The sequence below is a fragment of the Streptomyces sp. NPDC059443 genome (genome assembly GCF_042750105.1).
Classification (GTDB): Bacteria; Actinomycetota; Actinomycetes; order Streptomycetales; family Streptomycetaceae; genus Streptomyces.
The window spans coordinates 83,791-104,531 of the sequence record NZ_JBHYVM010000027.1 but is presented as its reverse complement, the minus strand read 5'-3'; the positions used below and the strand labels follow the sequence as shown (position 1 = coordinate 104,531).

Annotated in this window: 24 protein-coding genes and 1 tRNA gene; 10 read left to right on the top strand and 15 right to left on the bottom strand. The window is 70.4% G+C overall.

The genetic code is table 11. The annotated features are described in order from the left end of the window. Nucleotides 1-32: 32 nt before the first annotated feature. Nucleotides 33-878, bottom strand: a complete 846-nt coding sequence (locus ACFXDJ_RS24785) for a class E sortase (protein ID WP_384653534.1) — start codon at nt 876-878, stop codon at nt 33-35. A 56-nt stretch (nt 879-934) separates the two neighbouring features. On the opposite strand from ACFXDJ_RS24785, the gene ACFXDJ_RS24780 reads away from it, so the two are divergent. Next, on the top strand, nt 935-1,939 hold the full coding sequence (locus ACFXDJ_RS24780) for an SEC-C metal-binding domain-containing protein (RefSeq protein WP_384653532.1): 1,005 nt from the start codon (nt 935-937) through the stop codon (nt 1,937-1,939). Between the two features lie 57 nt (nt 1,940-1,996). Here ACFXDJ_RS24780 and ACFXDJ_RS24775 read toward each other — a convergent pair whose 3' ends face one another. Then, nucleotides 1,997-3,052: a hypothetical protein gene (locus ACFXDJ_RS24775; RefSeq protein ID WP_384653530.1), complete on the bottom strand. Its 1,056-nt coding sequence runs from the start codon at nt 3,050-3,052 to the stop codon at nt 1,997-1,999. An 83-nt stretch (nt 3,053-3,135) separates the two neighbouring features. Continuing rightward, nucleotides 3,136-3,678, bottom strand: coding sequence for a GNAT family N-acetyltransferase (locus ACFXDJ_RS24770; RefSeq protein WP_384653528.1), 543 nt, complete (start codon nt 3,676-3,678; stop codon nt 3,136-3,138). A gap of 223 nt (nt 3,679-3,901) precedes the next feature. Between ACFXDJ_RS24770 and ACFXDJ_RS24765 the strand changes: the two genes are divergently transcribed. Both ACFXDJ_RS24765 and ACFXDJ_RS24760 read left to right on the top strand, forming a co-directional pair. Then, the gene (locus tag ACFXDJ_RS24765) at nt 3,902-4,078 is read left to right on the top strand and encodes a hypothetical protein (protein ID WP_384653526.1); all 177 of its coding nucleotides are present in this window, start codon (nt 3,902-3,904) and stop codon (nt 4,076-4,078) included. A 75-nt stretch (nt 4,079-4,153) separates the two neighbouring features. Further along, a complete protein-coding gene (locus tag ACFXDJ_RS24760; RefSeq protein WP_384850294.1) occupies nt 4,154-4,453 on the top strand; it encodes a hypothetical protein in 300 nt (99 codons plus the stop codon). Nucleotides 4,454-4,511: 58 nt separating this feature from the next. On the opposite strand, the gene ACFXDJ_RS24755 is transcribed toward ACFXDJ_RS24760, so the two are convergent. The 5 genes from ACFXDJ_RS24755 to ACFXDJ_RS24735 all read right to left on the bottom strand — a co-directional run bounded on the left by ACFXDJ_RS24755 (nt 4,512) and on the right by ACFXDJ_RS24735 (nt 9,555). Next, on the bottom strand, nt 4,512-5,819 hold the full coding sequence (locus tag ACFXDJ_RS24755) for a DUF445 domain-containing protein (protein ID WP_384653522.1): 1,308 nt from the start codon (nt 5,817-5,819) through the stop codon (nt 4,512-4,514). Between the two features lie 139 nt (nt 5,820-5,958). After that, entirely contained in the window at nt 5,959-6,684 is a 726-nt protein-coding gene (locus ACFXDJ_RS24750) for a DUF1707 domain-containing protein (RefSeq protein WP_384653520.1), read from the bottom strand. Between the two features lie 74 nt (nt 6,685-6,758). Further along, nucleotides 6,759-7,769, bottom strand: a complete 1,011-nt coding sequence (locus tag ACFXDJ_RS24745; protein ID WP_384653518.1) for an ATP-binding cassette domain-containing protein — start codon at nt 7,767-7,769, stop codon at nt 6,759-6,761. Nucleotides 7,770-7,781: 12 nt separating this feature from the next. Then, entirely contained in the window at nt 7,782-8,552 is a 771-nt protein-coding gene (locus ACFXDJ_RS24740) for an ABC transporter permease (RefSeq protein ID WP_384653564.1), read from the bottom strand. Between the two features lie 163 nt (nt 8,553-8,715). Continuing rightward, the gene (locus ACFXDJ_RS24735) at nt 8,716-9,555 is read right to left on the bottom strand and encodes an ABC transporter permease (protein ID WP_384653516.1); all 840 of its coding nucleotides are present in this window, start codon (nt 9,553-9,555) and stop codon (nt 8,716-8,718) included. Nucleotides 9,556-9,740: 185 nt separating this feature from the next. On the opposite strand from ACFXDJ_RS24735, the gene ACFXDJ_RS24730 reads away from it, so the two are divergent. Then, nucleotides 9,741-12,272 carry a transglycosylase domain-containing protein gene (locus tag ACFXDJ_RS24730; RefSeq protein ID WP_384653514.1) on the top strand — a complete coding sequence of 844 codons (2,532 nt, stop codon included), beginning with the start codon at nt 9,741-9,743 and terminating at the stop codon, nt 12,270-12,272. Nucleotides 12,273-12,332: 60 nt separating this feature from the next. Here ACFXDJ_RS24730 and ACFXDJ_RS24725 read toward each other — a convergent pair whose 3' ends face one another. The 3 genes from ACFXDJ_RS24725 to ACFXDJ_RS24715 all read right to left on the bottom strand — a co-directional run bounded on the left by ACFXDJ_RS24725 (nt 12,333) and on the right by ACFXDJ_RS24715 (nt 13,566). After that, nucleotides 12,333-12,653: a DMT family transporter gene (locus ACFXDJ_RS24725; RefSeq protein ID WP_384655923.1), complete on the bottom strand. Its 321-nt coding sequence runs from the start codon at nt 12,651-12,653 to the stop codon at nt 12,333-12,335. 180 nt (nt 12,654-12,833) lie between these two features. Next, nucleotides 12,834-13,178 (bottom strand): GroES family chaperonin, encoded by a 345-nt coding sequence (locus ACFXDJ_RS24720; RefSeq protein ID WP_384655926.1) that lies wholly within the window; start codon nt 13,176-13,178, stop codon nt 12,834-12,836. Between the two features lie 70 nt (nt 13,179-13,248). After that, nucleotides 13,249-13,566 carry a DUF3618 domain-containing protein gene (locus tag ACFXDJ_RS24715; RefSeq protein ID WP_384655980.1) on the bottom strand — a complete coding sequence of 106 codons (318 nt, stop codon included), beginning with the start codon at nt 13,564-13,566 and terminating at the stop codon, nt 13,249-13,251. A gap of 124 nt (nt 13,567-13,690) precedes the next feature. On the opposite strand from ACFXDJ_RS24715, the gene bcp reads away from it, so the two are divergent. From bcp to ACFXDJ_RS24700, 3 genes are all read left to right on the top strand, one after another. Beyond that, nucleotides 13,691-14,158 carry a thioredoxin-dependent thiol peroxidase gene (gene bcp / locus ACFXDJ_RS24710; RefSeq protein WP_384655929.1) on the top strand — a complete coding sequence of 156 codons (468 nt, stop codon included), beginning with the start codon at nt 13,691-13,693 and terminating at the stop codon, nt 14,156-14,158. Between the two features lie 233 nt (nt 14,159-14,391). Next, a complete protein-coding gene (locus tag ACFXDJ_RS24705) occupies nt 14,392-14,556 on the top strand; it encodes an HNH endonuclease (protein WP_384850304.1) in 165 nt (54 codons plus the stop codon). A gap of 48 nt (nt 14,557-14,604) precedes the next feature. Continuing rightward, nucleotides 14,605-14,688, top strand: a tRNA-Leu gene (locus tag ACFXDJ_RS24700). 63 nt (nt 14,689-14,751) lie between these two features. On the opposite strand, the gene rdgB is transcribed toward ACFXDJ_RS24700, so the two are convergent. The 4 genes from rdgB to ACFXDJ_RS24680 all read right to left on the bottom strand — a co-directional run bounded on the left by rdgB (nt 14,752) and on the right by ACFXDJ_RS24680 (nt 17,127). Further along, nucleotides 14,752-15,396 carry an RdgB/HAM1 family non-canonical purine NTP pyrophosphatase gene (gene rdgB, locus ACFXDJ_RS24695; RefSeq protein WP_384655932.1) on the bottom strand — a complete coding sequence of 215 codons (645 nt, stop codon included), beginning with the start codon at nt 15,394-15,396 and terminating at the stop codon, nt 14,752-14,754. Between the two features lie 75 nt (nt 15,397-15,471). Continuing rightward, the gene (locus ACFXDJ_RS24690) at nt 15,472-15,858 is read right to left on the bottom strand and encodes a hypothetical protein (RefSeq protein ID WP_384655935.1); all 387 of its coding nucleotides are present in this window, start codon (nt 15,856-15,858) and stop codon (nt 15,472-15,474) included. Nucleotides 15,859-15,966: 108 nt separating this feature from the next. Continuing rightward, the gene (gene rph, locus ACFXDJ_RS24685; protein ID WP_384655938.1) at nt 15,967-16,698 is read right to left on the bottom strand and encodes a ribonuclease PH; all 732 of its coding nucleotides are present in this window, start codon (nt 16,696-16,698) and stop codon (nt 15,967-15,969) included. 129 nt (nt 16,699-16,827) lie between these two features. Next, nucleotides 16,828-17,127, bottom strand: coding sequence for a glucose PTS transporter subunit EIIB (locus ACFXDJ_RS24680; protein ID WP_384850301.1), 300 nt, complete (start codon nt 17,125-17,127; stop codon nt 16,828-16,830). A 212-nt stretch (nt 17,128-17,339) separates the two neighbouring features. On the opposite strand from ACFXDJ_RS24680, the gene ACFXDJ_RS24675 reads away from it, so the two are divergent. From ACFXDJ_RS24675 to ACFXDJ_RS24665, 3 genes are all read left to right on the top strand, one after another. Then, a complete protein-coding gene (locus ACFXDJ_RS24675) occupies nt 17,340-18,641 on the top strand; it encodes a PTS transporter subunit EIIC (protein ID WP_384655941.1) in 1,302 nt (433 codons plus the stop codon). Between the two features lie 365 nt (nt 18,642-19,006). Further along, complete coding sequence (locus ACFXDJ_RS24670) at nt 19,007-20,275, top strand: PTS transporter subunit EIIC (RefSeq protein ID WP_384655943.1); 1,269 nt, start codon at nt 19,007-19,009, stop codon at nt 20,273-20,275. Nucleotides 20,276-20,466: 191 nt separating this feature from the next. Further along, nucleotides 20,467-20,676, top strand: a complete 210-nt coding sequence (locus ACFXDJ_RS24665; RefSeq protein ID WP_384655946.1) for a hypothetical protein — start codon at nt 20,467-20,469, stop codon at nt 20,674-20,676. Nucleotides 20,677-20,741 lie beyond the last annotated feature (65 nt).

Sequence of the window (20,741 nt, the reverse complement as noted above, 5' to 3'; positions counted from 1 at the left end):
CGCCCCACACTAAGGCGCACGCGCCGTGCTCATCAGCGCTTGAGCGTCCCCCACACCACGAGCCGGTACTTGGAGGTGTACTCGGGCGTGCAGGTGGTGAGCGTGATGTACGCACCGGGCTCGCTGTAGCCGGCCTCCGGATCCACGGTGCTGCGCGGGACGGGCGCGATCACCCCGGTGTCGTGCTCGGTCGTCTGACTCAGCGTCTTCCCCACGAGGTACACGTACCGGCGCCCCTTCACATCGACGATCAGCTCGTCGCCGGCCTTCAGCCGGTTGATGTAACGGAAGGGCTCCCCGTGCGTATTGCGGTGCCCTGCGAGCGCGAAGTTCCCCTCCGCCCCGGGCTGCGCGGTCCCCACGTAGTGGCCGGCGTACCCCTTGTCCAGGACGGACCGCTTGTCGACCCCCTGGGCGACGGGCACGACGACGCCGAGGCGCGGGATGCGCAGGACCCCGTACGCGCCCTCCTGCGGCGGCGACTTGCCGACGGAGCCGGACCCGGAACCCGAGCCTGGACCGGACCCGGACCCGGAGGCGCGGGCCGTCGCCGTCCCGTCGCTCCCCTCCGAGGCGGCGGAATCCTCTCCGGGGGCGGCCACGGGGTCGGACCCCGGATCGTCGGACGTGCCGGTGGCCCCGGAGTCCGCCCCAGGGGCACCCCACTCCCCCTCCAACTCCGCGACCCGCTCGTGCGCGGCGGTCAGGGCCTGCCGGTTGGTCCACCACACCTGGTGCACCACCAGCAACAACACCACCATGCCTACCGTGACGGCCAGTTCACCCGCCGCCCACAGCACCCCCGCGAGACCGACCCGGCGCGCATGCCAGGCCCGCCGGCCCTTCCCCTGCACCACGACCCGCACGCGATCTCGCACGGGCGGCACCTTAAGTCCTCCCCCGTCAACTGACCAGCAGCAGTACGGTGTGAACCATGCGCCCCGACACGCCTGCCGAGCACATCGCCGAAGCCGAGCGCCTCATCCGCACGGCGACCCGCTACCCCGAGGACCAGGAGCCGTTGCTCCTCCAGGCCGCGGCCCACCTCGAACTGGCCGACGCACGCGACCGGGCAAGCGCGCTCTACGACCAACTCCTCGCCGCTTCCCCCACCAGTCCACACCTGGTCAAGGCCCTGCAGGCGGCCAACCTATGGGAGTACGGTCACGAGCCCGAGGCCCGCGCCCTGATCTCCGGCATCCGCGCCGCCGCCCCCGAGGACCCCGCGCCCTGGGAGGTCATCGCCGAAACCCTCGAAGCCCACGACGAGTTGCAGGCCTCGCACGACTGCTTCACCGAGGCCGCCACCCTCCTCATCCCGGACAACGCCCCCCTCACCCAGGCGACGACCGCGCTCCTCACCGGACGCCACCGCGTACGCCGCCTCCTGGGGCTCCCGCACGACGACTGGGACATGGTCGCGGACACCCGTCACATCGGCCCGATCCCGCTGGACGAACTCCACGACCCCAAGCGCATCTGGGCCCTCGGCTCCGACGACCCCGCCGAACTGCGCGCCGAGATCGCCCGCCTGCGCGCCGAACTCGGCGACCGCCGCGCCGCGCTCTCCCGCCCGTTCCCGGTGGCGATCCTCCACTGGCCGGCGCGCGAGCTGGCGGAGCTCCTCACCTCGTACCCCACCCTGGCGGCGGAGTACCCCTCCCACGACGCCCACCTGGCCGAGGTCGAAGCCTCCCTCCGCGCCCTGGCCGCCTCGGGCACGACGAACCTGGGCATCGTCACGGCAAGCGTCCCCTCGTACGAAGCCTTCGCAGCCTCGGAGAAAACCTCCCCGTCCTCCCCGTCCCTCCTGGCCGAATACGCCACCACCCTGGCCGCCCGAGGCAAAGCCGCCCCCTGGCCCCCGACGGGCACAACCCCGTGCTGGTGCACCTCGGGCCGGCCTTACGGGGAGTGCCACGGGGCCCCTACCCCGTGATCACGACCGGTCGCTCGGCTGGCCGACGTGGGGTGGGTACGCATTCTCGGCGGCTTCTCAATGGCCGAACGGAAGCGGGAGCTGTTGGTGGCCGCGGGCCAGGGCCGTGGGTGGGGTGGGGCGGGTGGTGGCCAGGGTGAGGAAGGCTCGGAGGGCTGCGATTACTTCTGTTGGGGTGTCTCGGATCATTGAGGGCGTCGCGCTGACCACCAGGATGCCGTGGGATTCCAGGCGGAGGCGGCGGCGGAGGGTGGCGTGCCAGGAGTCGCGGGTGTAGTGGTACTCCGCCGAGTCGATCTCCAGAGCCACGCCCTCGTCGGGCCAGTACGCGTCCGGGGTCGCCAGGAAGGTGCCGTCCGGGGTGTGGAGGCGGGCGTTCCACAAGGGGGTCGGGAGGTCCGTGGCCGAGAGGGTGTCGCGGGCCTGGGCCTCGGCTACCGAGCGGACTCCGGCGAGGAGCTCAGCCGCCGCCGCGCGGATCGCGGGGCGGGTGAGGAGGCGGGCCGCACGGAGTTCGGTGTGCAGGTCGTGCGGGTGGCACCAGCCGGACTGGACGACATGGGCCAGGACCGACCTGATCTGGTCCGCCGGCCGGTCGGACCGGGCCGCGAAGTCGGCGGCCGCGCGGACCGGGCGGGTGCTCGGGATGCCCGAGACGGTGATGGTCCGGGGCCAGCGGGCGGTCGGGAAGGGGCGTACTTCCGGGGATCCCGCGAGCCGGCGCGGGGCGCGGATCAGGACGTCTGCAGGGGTGTACGGGGCTTCGCGGATGCCGAGGAGGGCGAGCGCCGCGCCGCCGGTGAGGGCGGCCGTGTCGCCGGAGAGCGGGTCGGAGCCGGGCTCGGCGGCGTAGAGGACGGCGGCGAGGGCGCGTTGGCGGCGGTCCGGGGGACCGGTCTGGAGGAGGTAGACCCGGGGCAGCAGGCGCTGCCAGGGCCCGCCGGGGCGGGTGCGGGAGGTGATCGTGCCCGACGGGATGCCGGCCTTGGTGGTGAGCTGGTGGCGCGTGGCGAGGTTGAGCTGCCGGCGGACAGTGGGGGTGGAGGTTGGGGTGGGGGTCGAGGTGGTCCGTGCGGAGCGGGTTGAGTGAGCGGTGCGTGTGATCAGGGTCATGGCCGCGGTATGCCCCGCCTCGGCGGCCCGAACGCGCTGTCAGGCGGTGTTTCGGGAACCGCGCCCCACTTGCCCGAGACTGCCTACGCCGCCCGGTTCGGGTGGTCCGGGGAGAGGAAGACGATCACGCCCGTCTCCGTGCCGGGCAAGGGGGCGACCTCGTGCCAGCCCAGGCGGCGGTACGTGGCCACCGTGCTCCTGGCGAGGCGGCTGGTCAGCAGCCAGGCACGGCGGTCCGGGGCGTCGGTGGTGATCTCGGTGAGGAGGGCGCGACCGGTGCCACGGCCGCGCGCGTAGGGGCGTACGGCCAGTTCGTCTATCTCCAGGGCTCCGGTGAGGAACTCCTTCACCCGGGCCGGGCCGAGCTGCGCGGCGACCTGGGCGTACGCGCGGTTCTTCGGGAAGGCCGCCGGGGTGATCCAGCCGGTCGCGAACCCGTCGATGCCGGTGGCGGACTGGGAGAAGGCCGTACGGAAACCACGGCGCCGGGCGTCGGCCGGGAGGCGGGCGGCGAACTGGCGAATGGTTTCTTCGTCTTCGTTCCACGGCGGAGCGGAGAAGACGTCGGCGTAGGCGTCGACCAGTTCGTCCGCGAGGTCGAGGACGGCCTGTCCGTAGCAGATCACGATGTCCTTGCTCCTGATGTTGATGTGGGGGCGGTGGGGTGGGCGTGGGGCTGCGGGGGCCTGGAGGGGTACCGGGGGCTGAGGTGGTTTGCCCCTTTGGGTGGGAGATTGAATTTATGCCCATCCGGTTCCCTGGGCAGACATCGCACGGATCCGGCGAGTGTGCGACAAATCCCCTCCCCACCCTCCGTGTCGGGGGCGGGGCGGCCGCGTTGAGCAGCGCGTGGACAGACTGCTTCGGGTCGCCGGCGGGTGCGGACTCGCGTTTCTTCTCGTCCTGGGCGTGGTGGCGGCGCTGCCGCGCGGTGTGCGGGACGCGGTTCCCAACGTGGTGATCGGCGGGGCGGTTCTCGTGCTGGGGGCGCTGGGCGCCCGGCGTGCGGCCAAGGCGTCGCGTTAGCCTCGTAGCGCATGGTTCGTAGGACGAGCGTGCGGGTCGATGAGCGTACTGGCTGATGACGTGAAGGAGTTGGGCATGGCACGGGTACCGAGTTCCGTAGTGGCGGCCGCCGGTCTGGTCGGCGGGTACGCCGTCGCCCGGTGGACCAAGAAGCGGCCGCTCGGCGGTGTCGTGCTCGGCGCCGCCGGGGTCGTCGCCGGGCGGGAGTGGCACAAGCGCGGCGGGGTCCCCGCCGCGGCAGGGCTCGGCGCGCTGTACCTCGCAGGGTTCGCGGGCGCGCACCCGCTGGCGAAGAAGGTCGGCGCCTGGCCGGCCGTCTTCGGAGCCGCGGGAGTCGTGGCCGCGGCCTCCTGGGCCGTCGCCGACCGCGGCTGATCGCCACCGACCACCCCGTCGGCCGGGACCGGCCCCGAAAGGGCCGGCTCGGCCCCGCCTACGCCCCGAACGCGCGCGACACGCTGTAGATCAACAGCCCGGCGAGCGCGCCCACCACCGTGCCGTTGATGCGGATGAACTGGAGGTCGCGGCCGATGTGGGCCTCGATCTTGCGCGAGGTGTGCTCCGCGTCCCAGCCCGCCACGGTGTCCGTGATCAGCGAGGTGATCTCGGTCCGGTAGGTGGTGACCACGTACACCACCGCCCCCTCGATCCATCCCTCCACCTTGTCCTGGAGCCGGCCGTCCGTGGCCAGCCGGGCCCCCAGCGACATCAGCGAGGACCGTACGCGCAGCCGAAGCTCGCTGCGCTCGTCCTCCGCCGCCGAGATGATCATCGAGCGGACCGCGGTCCACGCGGAGGCGATCACGTCCTGCACCTCGCCCCGCGCCAGGATCTCCGACTTGAGGCGCTCGACCCGGGCCCGGGTCTCCGTGTCCGACTGGAGGTCGGCCGCGAAGTCCCGGAGGAAACGGTCCACCGCCCCCCGCGCCGGGTGCTCCGGCATGTCCCGCATCTCCTGGACGAAGCGCAGCAGCTCCTTGTAGACGCGGTCGCCGATCTTGCGGTCCACGAACCGCGGGGTCCATCCCGGCGCCCCGCCCTGGACCGCGGCCTCCACCGAGTCGGCGTGCGTGACCAGCCAGTCGTGCGCCTTGGCGCAGAGCAGGTCCACGGCCCGGTGGTGCCCGCCGTCCGCGACGACCTTCTCCAGCGTCTTGCCGAGCCCCGGCGCGATCTCCGCCGTCTCCGCGCGCCGCGTGATCGCCTCGCCCACCACCGCCTGCACATCGGAGTCCCGCAGCACCGTCAGCGCGCCGCGCAGCGCGGCGGCCAGCTCCGCCGTGACCCGGTCCGCGTGCGCGGGCTCGGCCAGCCAGGCGCCGAGCCGGCCGCCGATGCCGAGCGCGTGGAGCCTCGTACGGACCACGTCGGCGGAGAGGAAGTTCTCCCCGACGAACTCGCCGAGGGAGACCCCGAGCTGGTCCTTCTTGGTCGGGATGATCGCGGTGTGCGGGATCGGCAGCCCCAGCGGGCGGCGGAACAGCGCGGTGACGGCGAACCAGTCCGCGAGCGCGCCGACCATGCCCGCCTCGGCCGCGGCCGCGACGTAGCCCGCCCAGCCGCCCGCGCCGGCGTGCTGCGCCCCCTTCGCAGCCACGTAGACCAGCGCCACCAGGACCAGCAGACCGGTGGCGATCCGCTTCATCTGCCGGACCCCGCGGCGGCGCTCCTCGTCCGCCTCGCTGAAGACGAACCCGCCTCGTGCCGTCGCCGTCTTCTTCGTGCTGCTGCCCTGCTCCACGTGCTCCTGCCTTCCCCCGGGCGCCGGTTTTGTCTGCATAGCATCCGACTCCCGAGGCGCCCTGGGAGTTCCCGGCGCGCCGTGCCACTTCCGGAGCCCCGGGTACTCCAGGTGCCCCTACGTGGCCGAGGAGCGGGCCCTACAGCTCCTTGCGCGGCTCCGACGTCCCCATCGGCTTCCCCTTCTTCGGCGGCTTGACCTTGACACCCACCCCGCCCCAGAAGGCGAGGCCCGTCACGACCACCCGCGGAGCCCCCGGGGTCGGCGGCCCGTAGTTGTCGCGCCGGTCGAAGCCGCCCATCACGCCGATGCCCCGTACGTCGACCTCCACGCCGGGCGGCACGATGATCTGCATGCCGCCCATGATGGCCACGCAGTTGATCACGACCTCGCGCTCCGCGAAGTTCGCCTCGCGCAGGTCGATCTCACCGCCGCCCCAGAACGCCAGCGCGTGGAACCGGGCGGGCACGGTCCAGTTGCCCTTGCGCTGGAAGCCCCCCATGATCCCGACGGCCATGGCGGGCCCGCCCGCCGGGCCGCCGCCCCCGATCCGGGCCGCCCAGGCGGAGTCCGACCCCGCGGGCACGGCCTTGGTCAGGCCGACCGGAGCGGATGCCACCGGGGCCGCGACGCCGGCGCCGGGCAGGTCCCGGGTGAGGGGCTCCAGCTCCGCGTACGTACGGGACTTGTACGTCGCCTCCAGCCGCTCCTCGAACTCGTCCATGTCGAGCCGGCCCTCGGCGACGGCGTCCCGCAGCCGCTCCACCACCCGGTCCCGGTCGGCGTCCGACGCCCTCAGCTCCGGCAGGGGACTCCCCTGCGAGGTGTTCTCAGGCATCGACTTCTCCGGCCGCTCGTCACTCATGAGGAGCAGCCTATGCAGTCATCCATGAGAGTTGTATGACTTGGCCCCTCCTCCAACTCAGGGTTGTCCCTGATTTATCCCCGCCCCGCGTACATCCGCGCGATCACGTCCTCGATGTCCGGCTCCCGCACCGACAGGTCCAGCAGCGGGTACTCCGCCGCCACCGCCGCCACCAGCGGGGCCGCCGACGCCTGGGCCGGGAACGCCAGCCACTGCCGCGGCCCCTCCACCTTCACCACCCGCGCCCCCGCCACCTCGATCGGCGGAAGCTCCCGCTCCAGGTCCACCACCAGCGTCCGCTCGCTCTCCCCCGCCCCGCCCGCCGTGTGCAGCCCGCCCAGCGACCCGTCGTACATCAGCCGCCCGTGGTCGATCACCATCACCCGCTCGCACAGCTGCTCGATGTCCTGGAGGTCGTGCGTGGTCAGCAGCACCGTGGTCCCGAGCTCCTCGTTCAGCTGCCGCAGGAAGCCCCGTACCTTCGCCTTGCTCACCACGTCGAGCCCGATCGTCGGCTCGTCCAGGTACAGCACGTCCGGGTCGTGCAGCAGCGCCGCCGCGATGTCCCCGCGCATCCGCTGCCCCAGCGAGAGCTGCCGTACCGGTACGTCGAGCAGCTCGGCCAGGTCAAGCCGGTCCACGCAGCGTTCCAGGTTCTCCGCGAACCGCGCCGCCGGGATCCGGTACATCCGCCGCATCAGCCCGTACGAGTCCTTCAGCGGCAGGTCCCACCACAGCGTCGTGCGTTGCCCGAACACCACCCCGATGCGGTGCGCGAGGCGCATCCGCTCCCGCGCCGGGTCGATGCCGGCGACCCGCAGCCGGCCGCCGCTCGGGGTGAGGATGCCGGTCAGCATCTTGATCGTGGTCGACTTGCCGGCCCCGTTGGGCCCGATGTAGCCGACCACCTCTCCGCGCGCGATCCGGAAGCTGATCCCGTCCACGGCTCTGACCTGCCGTTTCTCCCGGCGCATCAGGCCCGTCCGGCGTCGTACGTCGAAGACCTTCTCGACCCCGTCCAGCTCGATCAACGCGTCCCCGGTCAACGCGTCCCCGGTCAACGCGCCCTCGGTCATCGCATCCATGTCCACAGCCACTCAGCTCCCCGTGCTCCGGTACGAACGAACCCCCGCGCGCCAGGCCAGCGACGCGGGCACGAACACCGCGAACGCCACCAGCGGGCTCGCGTACGCCGCCCACCCGGGCAGCCCCAGCGGATCGGGCCGGCCCAGGACGTGCAGCGCCGGCAACCAGTTGACGAAGGCCAGCGGCACGATGAAGGTCACCCCGCGCAGCAGGTCCTTCGCGAAGACCGTCGGCGGGTACTGGAGCATCGTGCAGCCGCCGTACGTGAAGGAGTTCTGCACCTCCGCCGCGTCCCCGGCGACGAACTGGAACGCCGCGCCGGCCACCATCACCGCCCCGAAGATCGCCGCCCCGGCCGTGATCATCACGGGCACCAGCAGCACCTTCCCGACCGTCCACTCCACCTGCGGACCCAGGTCCGAGACCGCCCACCCCAGTACCGCGAGCCCCTGCCCGATCCGCCCCAGCCTGCGCAGCGCGAAGCGGTCGGCCGCGACCTGGGCCAGCACCGGGACCGGGCGTACGAGCATGGTGTCGAGGGAGCCGTCGCGGATCCGGGCGCCGATCCGGTCGGTGTTGCCGAGGAGCAGGTCGGCCAGGCCCAGGGAGGCCGAGCAGGACCCGTAGAGCAGGGCGATCTCGGGGAGGGTGAAGCCGCCCAGCTCGTCCACGTGCGAGAACATGATGTAGATCGCGACGAAGTCGAGGAGGGTGATCGCCGCGTTCCCGAAGGTGGAGAGGAAGAACGACGTGCGGTACGTCATCGTCGACCGGATCCACATCGCCGCGATCAGCCCGTAGCCGCGCAGCCCTTCCAGGGCCCGGTTCCGTTTCGGTACGAAGAGCGGCCCTTCCCGGTTCCGCGCCCCTCGCCCGTCAGCCACGTACGCCGCGTACGCCCCGCCCTCCCCGTCCGCCACCAGCGCCGTCTCGGCCGCCGTCCGCTCAGCCACCCTGGACCACCACCTTCCGCGTCGCGGCCGACTGCAGCAGCCGGCCCAGTCCCAGCAGGGCCAGCGCCCACGCCACCTGGAAGCCGAGCGCTCCGGCCGCCGCCCCGGCCCCCGCGCCCTTGCCCAGCAGGACGTCCAGGGGCACCTGGAGCATCGCCGACCAGGGCAGGACGCGGACGAACTCCCCGAAGCCGCCCGGGAACACGCTCAGCGGCAGCAGCATCCCGGAGAAGAAGATCGCGACGACCGTGGCCATCATGTTGATCCCGGCCCCGTCCATCAGCCAGAACGCCGCCAGCCCCAGCAGGTAGCGCAACGCGAAGCTCACCACCAGTCCGAGGAACACCGAGACCAGGAACAGCAGCCAGCGCACCGGGTCGGCGGGCAGCGCGAGGTCGAAGGCGAGCGAGCCGGCCACCAGCGGCACTACGCCGCGGCCCACGAGTTGAAACCCCGCCCGGCCCAGGTCGCCCGCGAACCACCACATCTGGAGGTCGGCCGGGCGGTACAGGTCGACGGCGATGTCACCCGTACGGACGCGTTCCTGGATCTCCTCCTGGAAGCCGCCTCCCATCAGCGCGGCGGCGGCGAGCAGCCCCTGGGTGACCCAGATGAAAGTCAGGGCCTGGGACTGGTCGTAGCCGCCGAGTCCGGGCCGTTCGTCCCAGAGCGCCACGTACGTGTAGGCGAGGATGAAACCGAACACGGTGTTGGTGAACACCCCGGCCGCGGTGGCCGTCCCGTAGGTGGCGTACCGGCGGAAACCCCCGGCCGCGACCGCCCCGTAGAGCCCCGCTCGCTGAGCCGCTCGCCGAGCCGTTCTCTGCCGCACCCCGTCCCTCCGTTTCCCACGTCGTCGCTGCGTCGTTCCTACGTCGGCCAAAGCGCGCGAGCTTAGTGCGGAGGGGCGATCCATGCGAACGGTTTACGCCCGTCCGAAGCGGAATCGGCGGCCATCGGGTAGACAGCATGAGGTACAGATGTGGATATTTCGTATGGCGTCGAGGAGTCCCGGAGATGAGCGACCCGTCACCACCGCCCGGCTGGACCCCTCGCGATCCGGACACCCCCGAGGAACCCCAGGCCACCGGTGCGGACGCGGCCTCGCCGCCCGGGCCTGAAATGACGGCCGAGGAAGCCGAGAAGGCGGCGAAGGAGCGGGCCGAGGCGGAGGCCAAAGCAGAGGACAAAGCAGAGGCCAAGACGGAGGCCGCGGCGGCGAAACAGGGCAAGGGGACCAAGCGGGCCAAGCGCAAGCGCACCGGCTGGCGCCGGATCTTCCCCACCTGGCGCATGGTGCTGGGCGGCCTCCTGCTGCTCGCCCTGCTGCTCGGCGGCGCCCTCGTGGCCGGGTACCTGCTGGTCCACATCCCGCCCGCCAACGCGGCGGCCGTCGCCCAGTCCAACGTCTACCTCTACACCGACGGTTCCCAGCTCGCCCGCGACGGCGAGGTCAACCGCGTCAACGTGCCGCTCTCACAGATCCCCCGGACCGTCCAGGAAGCCGCACTGGCCGCGGAGGACCGCGACTTCTACTCCGAACGGGCGGTGGACCCGGCCGCGATGCTCCGCGCCGCCTGGAACACGGCGACCGGCAAGGGCACCCAGTCCGGCTCCACCATCACCCAGCAGTACGTCAAGAACTACTACCTGGGCCAGGAACAGACGATCAAGCGCAAGGTGAAGGAGTTCTTCATCGCGATCAAACTCGGTCGCGAGAAGTCGAAGGACTACATCCTTGAGGGCTATCTGAACACCAGTTACTTCGGCCGCAACGCCTACGGCATCCAGGCAGCCGCCCAGGCCTACTACGGCAAGGACGTCAACAAACTCACCACCGCCGAGGGCGCCTACCTCGCCACCCTCCTCAACTCCCCCAGCGCCTTCGACGTCGTCTCCCACCCCCAGGGCCGCCCGCGCGCCCTCGCCCGCTGGAACTACGTGCTCGACGGCATGGTCAAGAAGGGCTGGCTGACGGACGCCGAACGCGCGACCGCCAAGTTCCCCGAGCCCGGCAAGGTCCGCCCGGCCGCGGGCCTCTCCGGACAGCGCGGCTACCTCGTCGAGGCCATCAAGGACTACATCGTCGAGAACAAGATCCTCGACGACAAGACCCTCGCCGAGGGCGGCTACCGCATCACCACGACCATCGACAAGCGCCGCCAAACCGCCGTCGTCGACGCCGTCAACGACAAGATGGTCAGCAAGCTCGAACCCGACCAGCGCAAGGCCGACCGCCTCGTACGCACCGGCGCCGTCTCCATCGACCCCGCCACCGGCAAGGTCGTCGCCATGTACGGGGGCATCGACTACACCAAGCAGTTCGTCAACAACGCCACCCGGCACGACTACCAAGTGGCGTCCACCTTCAAGCCGTTCGTCTTCGCCTCCGCCGTGCAGAACAACTCCCGCACCCAGGACGGCCGCACGATCACCCCGTACACGATCTACAACGGCGACAACAAGCGGCGCGTCGTCGGCACCCGGATCCCCTACGCCCCGGAGAACGAGGGGCAGGTCAGCTACGGCAACATCACCGTGAACACCGCCACCGACCTCTCCGTCAACGCCGTCTTCGCCCAGATGGTCGTCGACGTGGGCACCGACAAGGTCAAGCAGACCGCCATCGCCCTCGGCATCCCCGAGAACACCCCGAACTTCGACGCGGGTCCGGCCATGGCGCTCGGCACCATGCAGGCCAGCGTCCTGGACATGACCCAGGCCTACGCGACCCTCGCCGACCACGGCCGCCACACCCCGCACACCTTCGTGGAGAAGATCACCAAGGCGGGGGACACCGTCCCGCTCCCGCACCGCAACCAGACCCAGGCCGTCAGCCGCGAAGCCGCCGACACGACCACGTCCATGCTGGTCAGCGTCGTGGACAACGGCACCGGCACGGCCGCCCTCGCCGCCGGCCACCCCGCCGCGGGCAAGACCGGGACCGGCGAACTGGACCGCTCGGCCTGGTTCGCCGCGTACACCCCGGACCTGGTCACCGTCGTCTCGATGATGGGCCAGGACCCGGACACCGGCTCCCTGGAATCCCTCTACGGGGCCCTGGGCGAGGCCCGCATCGGAGGCGGCGGCTACCCGGCCCGGATCTGGGCGCAGTACACGAAGACGGCCCTGGCGGACAGCGACCCCGTCGACTTCGACCTGGAGCTCATGCAGGGCGCGAGCCAGCCCCCGCCGCCCTCACCCGTGAACCCGAATCCCAACGAGTCGCAGCAGGAAACCCCGGGCGAACGCCCCTCGGGCCCGCCGGTCCGCCCGACGCGGACGCCGCCGACGGGCGGTCAGACGAACGGGGGCCAGACGAACGGCGGTCAGACCAACGGCGGTCAGACGACAGGCGGTCAGACGAACGGGGGCCAGACCACCGGCGGACAGACGACAGGCGGCCAGACGGACGGCGGCCAAACCACCGGGGGCCAGACCACCGGCGGGCAGACCACCGGTGGCCAGACGGACGGCGGCGCCACGGCCGGCAACCAGGGCGCCACCACCGGGGGCCTGCGCCGCCCGCCGGCGGACCTGCTGGAATAACGCCCACCGGGGTGGCACCCATCAGATGGATGCCACCCCGGACCTCGGGGAGCGCCTCGCTCAGTGACCGGAGGTCACCTTGAGCCCCACCACGGCGACCAGCAGCAGAGCGATGAAGAAGATCCGGGAGGCGGTGACGGGCTCCCCCAGCACCACCATGCCGAGCACCGCGGCCCCGGCCGCGCCGATGCCGACCCACACGCCGTACGCCGTACCGATGGGCAAGGTCTTGGCGGCGATCGACAGCAGCACCATGCTCGCCACGATGCCGGCGCCCGTGAAGACGCTCGGCCAGAGACGGGTGAATCCTTCGGTGAACTTCATGCCGATCGACCAGCCGACTTCGATGAAACCAGCGACGAGAAGCAGAACCCAGGCCATGACAGGCACCTCCGGGACGAGAGCGGAACGGGGGTGCGTCGTCTTGTCATCCGCCATCGCTGGCGGCTACCCGGTACGGCGCGTCTCGTCGGGGGTTCCCCACCACCGTAGCAAAACCGCACGAAAATGGCCGGTGACGGTGGTCACCGGCCATCTCGCTCGCATGTATGTCGTGCGGGGCTAGAGGTACAGCCCCGTGGAGTCCTCAGACCCCTCCAGCCGCTCGGCGGCCACGGCGTGCAGGTCCCGCTCGCGCATCAGCACGTACGTGGCCCCGCGCACCTCCACCTCGGCCCGGTCCTCGGGGTCGTAGAGCACCCGGTCCCCCGGCTCGACGGTCCGTACGTTCTGACCCGTAGCGACCACGACCGCCCAGGCCAGCCGCTTGCCCACCGCGGCCGTCGCGGGAATCAGGATGCCGCCGCCGGAGCGCCGCTCGCCCTCGGGCGAGTCGGACTTCACGAGCACGCGGTCGTGGAGCATGCGGATGGGCAGCTTGTCGTGGGTGGTGGTGTTCTCGCTCACGCCCCGAACCTACCCGCCCACACCCGCACCGCGCTCGGCCGGGTCACGAGCCCTGTCCCGAACCCCGCCATCAGCGCTTGCGGCGCGCCGTCAGCACGAGCAGCCCCACGACACCGATCGCGACCAGCGCGACCGGGACGATCCGCTCGACGCGCGGGGCGCCGTCCTCGTGCCGCAGCCCGTCGCGGGCGTCGGTGACGAGACGGTTCACCGTCGCCACGGCGCGCCCGGCGGTGTGGTCCACCACGCCGACGGCCCTGGCCTTCGCGTCCCCGATGATCGTCTTGGGATGCATGCGAACGCCGATCTCGTCGAGCGTCTCGGCGAGCTGCTCGCGGCGGCGGACGATGTCCGCCTCGATCTGTGCGGGGGTCCTGGCTTCCGGCACCGCGCTGCCTCCGTCGTCGTGGTCGTGACCGGGTCGGTCGTATGGAGGGGTGTAGCCCACCATGAACAGTCTGTCAGCAGCTTAGTCTCGGACCGTACCGATCCCCTCCCGAGGAGACTGTTAGATGAGCGAGCGACTTGAGCCGGGCGACATCGCCCCCGCCTTCACCCTGCCCGACGCGGACGGCAACGAGGTCTCGCTCGCCGACCACAAGGGCCGCAAGGTCATCGTGTACTTCTACCCGGCCGCGCTGACGCCGGGCTGCACGAAGCAGGCCTGCGACTTCACCGACAACCTGGCGGTGCTGGCCACGGCCGGCTACGACGTCATCGGCGTCTCCCCGGACAAGCCGGAGAAGCTGGCGAAGTTCCGCGAGCAGGAGCACCTGAAGGTCACCCTGGTCGGCGACCCCTCGAAGGAGGTCCTGGCGGCCTACGGGGCGTTCGGCGAGAAGAAGCTGTACGGCAAGACGGTCACCGGCGTCATCCGCTCCACGGTCGTCGTCGACGAGGAGGGCAAGATCGAGCACGCCTTCTACAACGTCAAGGCCACGGGCCACGTAGCCAAGATCATCAAGGACCTGGGCATCTGACGCCGCCCTCCCCTTCCCAGCGGCCCGCACCCATCCGGCGCGGGCCGCTCGCTTTATCCGACGAAATCCCCGTAACCGTCCCGACCATCGACCCGTCACTCCGCACGAGGGCCGCACATGCGACCGAAACGGAGGGGCCATGACCGACCCGTACGACCGTGACGCCCCGACCGCTGCCGTCTCCAGCTCAAAGGGCTGGGCCGACCTGACGCAACGTCTCCACCTCAAAGCGGCTGGGCCAGCCGATCACCCTCCACATCGACCACGCCAGTGGGGACCGGCTCGACAATCGGCGCGAAAACCTCCGCTACCTCTGCCCCAATTGCCACAGCCTGACCGACACGTGGCGCCGCAAGGGCCGCCCCAAGTCCTTCGCCTCCCCGACCTACGCCCCGTAGACTAGGCACAGCCCAGTCAGGAGTAATGTCCGAATTGGTCTTAATGTCGCGGTTGTGGTGGAATTGGCAGTCACGCTTGGTTTAGGTCCAAGTGGGTTAATACCCGTGGGGGTTCGAGTCCCCCCAACCGCACGTTCACGCCGAAGGCCCCGTACGCAGTTGCCGCGTACGGGGCCTTCGGCGTACAGATGGACCTCAGCCCAGCAGCTCCCGGATCACCGGGACCAGGGCGCGGAAGGCCTGGCCCCGGTGGGAGATGGCGTTCTTTTCCGACGGGGTGAGTTCCGCGCAGGTGCGCGACTCGCCGAGGGGTTCGAGGATCGGGTCGTAGCCGAAGCCGCCCGTGCCCGACGGGGTGTGGCGGAGGGTGCCGAGGAGGCGGCCTTCGACCACGCGTTCCGTGCCGTCCGGGAGGGCGAGGGCGGCCGCGCAGAAGAAGTGGGCTCCGCGGTGGGCGTCGTCGATGTCCGAGAGCTGGGCCAGCAGGAGGTCCAGGTTGGCCCGGTCGTCGCCGTGGGCGCCGGCCCAGCGGGCCGAGAAGATGCCGGGGGCTCCGTTCAGGACGTCCACGCAGAGGCCGGAGTCGTCGGCGACCGCCGGGAGGCCGGTGGCCTTGGCCAGGGCGTGGGCCTTGAGGAGGGCGTTCTCGGCGAAGGTGACGCCGGTTTCCTTGACGTCCGGGATCTCCGGGTACGCGTCCGCGCCGACCAGCTCGTGCGGCAGGCCGGCGGCGGAGAGGATGGCGTGGAGCTCCGTGACCTTGCCCGCGTTGCGCGTGGCGAGGACGAGCCGGGTGGGAGCGGGGGCGGGCGTGTGGGTGGGGGTGGGCGTCGAGGTCATGGCGCCATTATCCCGGGGTGGGCCGGGTCCCCACCGGCCGTCCCGCCGGCCCCGCGCTATCCCGACGTTCCCGTGCTAGCCCGGCGTGCAGACCTTCGAGATCTCCTTCGCGGCGTCCGCGACCGGCGTGATGTCCGGGGTGGAGTTGCCGTTCTTGAGTGAGGTACGGACGTTCTGCACGGCCGTGTTCATCGAGCTGATGGCCTTGCTCAGATCGGCGTTGTCCGTCTGGTCGCCGACCTTCTTGAGGTTCGCCTCGATCTGGTTGAGCGCGTTCTGTGCGTCCTGCGGGCTGTTGCCGGCCTGCGAGACGGCCTGCTGGAGGTCGTTCGCCCCGTCCGTGATGGCGACCGCCGTGCTCGCGCAGTCCATCGCCGTCGAGATCGCGTCGCAGGAGGTGATCGCGGGTACGGCGAGGGCCGCGGTCAGGGCAATGGCTGCCAGGCGGTGCTTCGGCTTCACTTCGACCCCCAGAAGATTCGGATGCGTGGACGGGCGCACGGCTTTGACACCGTGCGCCCGTACAGCAGGAGACGCGCGCGGGCTCCGCGCGGTTGCCGCCGACCTAGCTCAGAGCGAGAGCTCCAGGGCGCTCAGCTGGAGGGCCTCCAGGTCGGCGCAGCCGCCGGCGGCCAGGTCGAGGAGGGCGTTGAGCTCCTTGCGGTCGAAGGGCTCGCCCTCGGCCGTGCCCTGGACCTCGACGAAGCGGCCGTCGCCGGTGCAGACCACGTTCATGTCGGTCTCGGCGCGCACGTCCTCCTCGTAGCAGAGGTCGAGGAGCGGGACGCCGTCGACGATGCCCACGCTGACGGCGGCGACGGTGCCGGTCAGGGGCTTGCGGCCGGCCTTGATGAGCTTCTTGCCCTGGCCCCAGGAGATCGCGTCGGCCAGGGCCACGTAGGCCCCGGTGATGGCGGCGGTCCGGGTGCCTCCGTCGGCCTGGAGGACGTCGCAGTCCAGGACGATGGTGTTCTCGCCCAGTGCCTTGTAGTCGATGACGGCGCGCAGCGAACGGCCGATCAGGCGGGAGATCTCGTGGGTCCGGCCGCCGATCTTGCCGCGGACGGATTCGCGGTCGCCGCGCGTGTTGGTGGCGCGGGGCAGCATCGAGTACTCGGATGTGACCCAGCCTTCGCCGCTGCCCTTGCGCCAGCGCGGGACGCCTTCGCTGAAGGAGGCGGTGCAGAAGACCTTGGTGTCGCCGAAGGAGACGAGGACGGAGCCTTCGGCGTGCTTGCTCCATCCGCGTTCGATGGTGACCGGGCGGAGCTGTTCGGGCGTACGGCCGTCGATACGAGACATGGCACCGAGCCTAGTCGGTGCGGGGGTGCGAAAAGACCCCGTCCGGGTGCGTCCGGTCGGGGTCCCGTCGGGGTCTCTTCGTCCGCCCCTTCGGGCGGAAGTGCGCGTGTGCGAGCCGGTGGGCTCAGCTCACATCATGTCTTCGATGTCGGCGGCGATCGGGTCGGCGTCGGTGCCGATGACGACCTGGATCGCGGTGCCCATCTTGACGACGCCGTGGGCGCCGGCGGCCTTCAGCGCGGCCTCGTCGACCTTGCTCGGGTCGATGACCTCGGTGCGCAGGCGGGTGATGCAGCCTTCGACCTCTTCGATGTTCTCGATGCCGCCGAGCCCGGCGACGATCTTCTCAGCCTTGGTGGCCATGTGTTTCTCCCTGAGTTTTACGAAGAACGAGTCTCGGCGGCCACCGTTGCCTGTTGGCCGGCGAATGGTGCGGCTGACCAGCCAGCGTGGTCCGCTTTGTCACGGTAGCCCACGATTGGCCCATCTATGCGAGCGCGTGCCCGCCATCTGCCCAATGATGACGATCAGCATCAACCTGCCCTACGGGCGGGTGAAATGCGATCGCACCACAAGTGGTCTACACCAGTGTGCCGCAAGTGGGGCGACTGCCAAAAACGGGCCGGTCAGGGAGGACGCGGATGAGCGCGAGCAGCGCCGCAGCAGTGCCACAGCCAAAGTGGTGGAACGGGATGTTCCAAGGGCTCCAGAAGATGGGCCGGAGCCTCCAGCTGCCGATCGCAGTCCTGCCCGCGGCGGGCATCCTCAACCGGCTGGGACAGCCGGACGTGTTCGGCGCCGACGGCCTGAACTGGACCAGCGTCGCCAAGGTCATGGCGGGCGCGGGCGGGGCGCTGCTCGACGCGGACCTCGGCCTGCCGCTGCTGTTCTGCATCGGCGTCGCGATCGGCATGGCCAAGAAGGCGGACGGGTCCACGGCGCTCGCCGCCGTCGCCGGCTTCCTCGTCTACCGGGGCGTGCTGCACGCCTTCCCCAAGCACTGCCCCGAGGGAACCAAGGACGTCAAGGGCGCCTGCCTGGCGGCGGGCGACACCTTCGTCGGGTACACGTACCAGAATCCGGGGGTCTTCGGCGGCATCATCATGGGCATGCTGGCCGCCTGGTTCTGGCAGCGCTACCACCGGGTAAAGCTGGTCGACTGGTTGGGCTTCTTCAACGGGCGCCGACTCGTCCCGATCATCATGTCGTTCGTCGCGATCGCCTTCGCGGCGCTGTGCCTGTGGATCTGGCCGCCGATCGGCAGCGCGCTGGAGAGCTTCTCGGACTGGCTGGTGGGTCTGGGGTCCCTGGGGGCGGGAATCTTCGGCGTCGCGAACCGCGCGCTGCTGGTGATCGGCCTGCACCAGTTCCTGAACGTGCCGGTGTGGTTCCAGTTCGGCAGCTACACCAAGCCGGACGGGGCGACGGTCCACGGTGACATCAACATGTTCCTGGCGGGCGACCCGAACGCCGGGCAGTTCACGACCGGCTTCTTCCCGATCATGATGTTCGCCCTGCCGGCGGCGGCGTTGGCGATCACGCACTGCGCGAAGCCGGCGCGGCGCAAGACGGTCGGCGGTCTGATGCTGTCGGTCGGCCTGACCTCGTTCGTCACCGGCATCACCGAGCCGCTGGAGTACTCGTTCCTCTTCCTGGCCCCGGCGCTCTACGCGGTCCACGCGGTGCTGACGGGCGTGTCGATGGCGGTGACGTGGGCCTTCGGGGTCAAGGACGGCTTCAGTTTCTCGGCCGGCCTGATCGACTACGTCATCAACTGGAGCCTGGCGACGAAGCCCTGGCTGATCATTCCGATCGGGCTGTGCTTCGCGGCGCTCTACTACGCCATCTTCCGGTTCGCGATCACCAAGTGGGACATCAAGACTCCCGGCCGGGAGTCGGACGAGGAGATCGCGGCGATGGAGGCGGAGAACATCAAGGCGTGACGCGGGGAGCGCGGCCCCGGGGACGGGACAGGACGTAAGACCCGCCCGGGGCCGGGGCGAACGCCCCTCCGGGACGAGCCGAACGCACCGCCCCGGGGCGCCACAAGCCCTGCTCAGAGCGGCATTCCGGCACACAAGGCCTTCGGACCCACAGGGTCCGAAGGCCTTTGTCGTGTATGCCCGACTGTGTCCTCCACCACGGAAATCATGGGTTCCTTACGCGGACCTCACCGTGCTACAACTGGTCTACACCACTGAGTGGTGTAGACCACGTAGGCCTTTCGGCCCCGCGGTCCCCCGTTCCGAGACGCCGCCGAACCCCCTTTTCCATGCCTTGGCAGCGCCTTGTCCACTGGAGGATGACCATGTCCACAGCTACCGCTGCGGAAAGCAAGAAGGGCGCTGGCGTGATGGCCGTCATGCAGCGCATCGGCCGGAGCCTCATGCTCCCCGTCGCGGTGCTGCCGGCCGGCGCACTCCTGCTGCGCCTGGGCGCGGGCGACATGCTCGGGAAGGACACCTTCCCGACCTTCGTGAACAAGATCGCCGGCTACATGGCCGCCGGTGGTGGCGCGATCCTCGACAACATGGCGCTGCTGTTCGCCGTCGGCATCGCGATCGGCTTCGCCAAGAAGTCCGACGGTTCGACCGCTCTCGCGGCCGTCACCGGTTACCTGGTCTTCCAGAAGGTGCTCGCCACCTTCACGGACAGCAACCTGCCGAAGGTCGAGAAGGTCGTCGACCACAAGGTCGCCCTGGTCGACGCGACCGTCAACGCCGGTGTCCTCGGCGGCGTCGTGATGGGCATCATCACCGCCCTGCTGTACCAGAAGTTCTACCGGACCAAGCTGCCCGACTGGGCGGGCTTCTTCGGCGGCCGCCGCCTCGTCCCGATCCTCTCTGCCTTCGCGGGTCTGGTCACCGGCATCGTCTTCGGCCTCATCTGGCCGGTCCTCGGTACGGGTCTGCACAGCTTCGGCGAGTGGCTGACCGGCTCCGGCGCCGTCGGCGCGGGCATCTTCGGTGTCGCCAACCGCGCGCTGATCCCGATCGGCATGCATCACCTCCTGAACTCCTTCCCGTGGTTCCAGGCCGGCTCCTTCGACACCCCGACCGGCGCCGTCCACGGCGACATCAGCCGCTTCCTCGCCGGTGACCCGAGCGCCGGACAGTTCATGACCGGCTTCTTCCCGATCATGATGTTCGCCCTCCCGGCCGCCTGCCTCGCGATCGTCCACTGCGCCCGCCCCGAGCGCCGCAAGGTCGTCGGCGGCATGATGTTCTCCCTCGCGCTCACCGCCTTCGTGACCGGTGTGACCGAGCCCATCGAGTTCACCTTCATGTTCATCGCCCCGGTCCTCTACGCGATCCACGCGGTCCTGACCGGTGTCTCCCTGGCGCTGACCTGGGCCCTGGGCATGCGGGACGGCTTCGGCTTCTCCGCCGGCGCGGTCGACTTCGTCCTGAACCTCGGCATCGCGAAGAACCCGTGGGGCCTGGCCGGCATCGGCCTCTGCTTCGCGGTCGTCTACTACTTCGTCTTCCGCTTCGCCATCACCAAGTGGAACCTGCCGACGCCGGGCCGCGAGTCCGACGAGGAGCTCGCCGAGATCCTGAAGGCCGAGGCCAAGTAGGGGACGCCCCAACACAATTCCAAGGGTGTGCACACCGGATGCGGTGTGCACACCCTTTGGCGCGCCCTTTTGTTTCCCCGTCGCCGCTCGATTCGAATACGCCGACCCGGCATTGCATCAAGATCATCAACTGTCGTAGGGTGATTCCCGGGCCCAAGCATTGACGACCACGCATCATTCGAGGGGAAACCATGAGTCTGTCGAGCCTTCGCAGCATGAACTTCGCCCAGCTGACCGACGACGAGGCATCTGCCGCCTCCGGCGCCGGTAATCCCAGCCGCGCCCAGTGCGCCGCCATTTACCTGCAGTCGTTCAACCCGATGCCGTGTGGCGGCTCGCCGACCGACTACTACAAGCTCTGGAAGTCGCTCGGCTGCGACAAGCTGTACGGCCGTCCCTAATTGTGGACAAGGGTGCCTGCCCTCTCGTGACGAGAGGGCAGGCACCCGCTTTTTCGGGGGAGGTT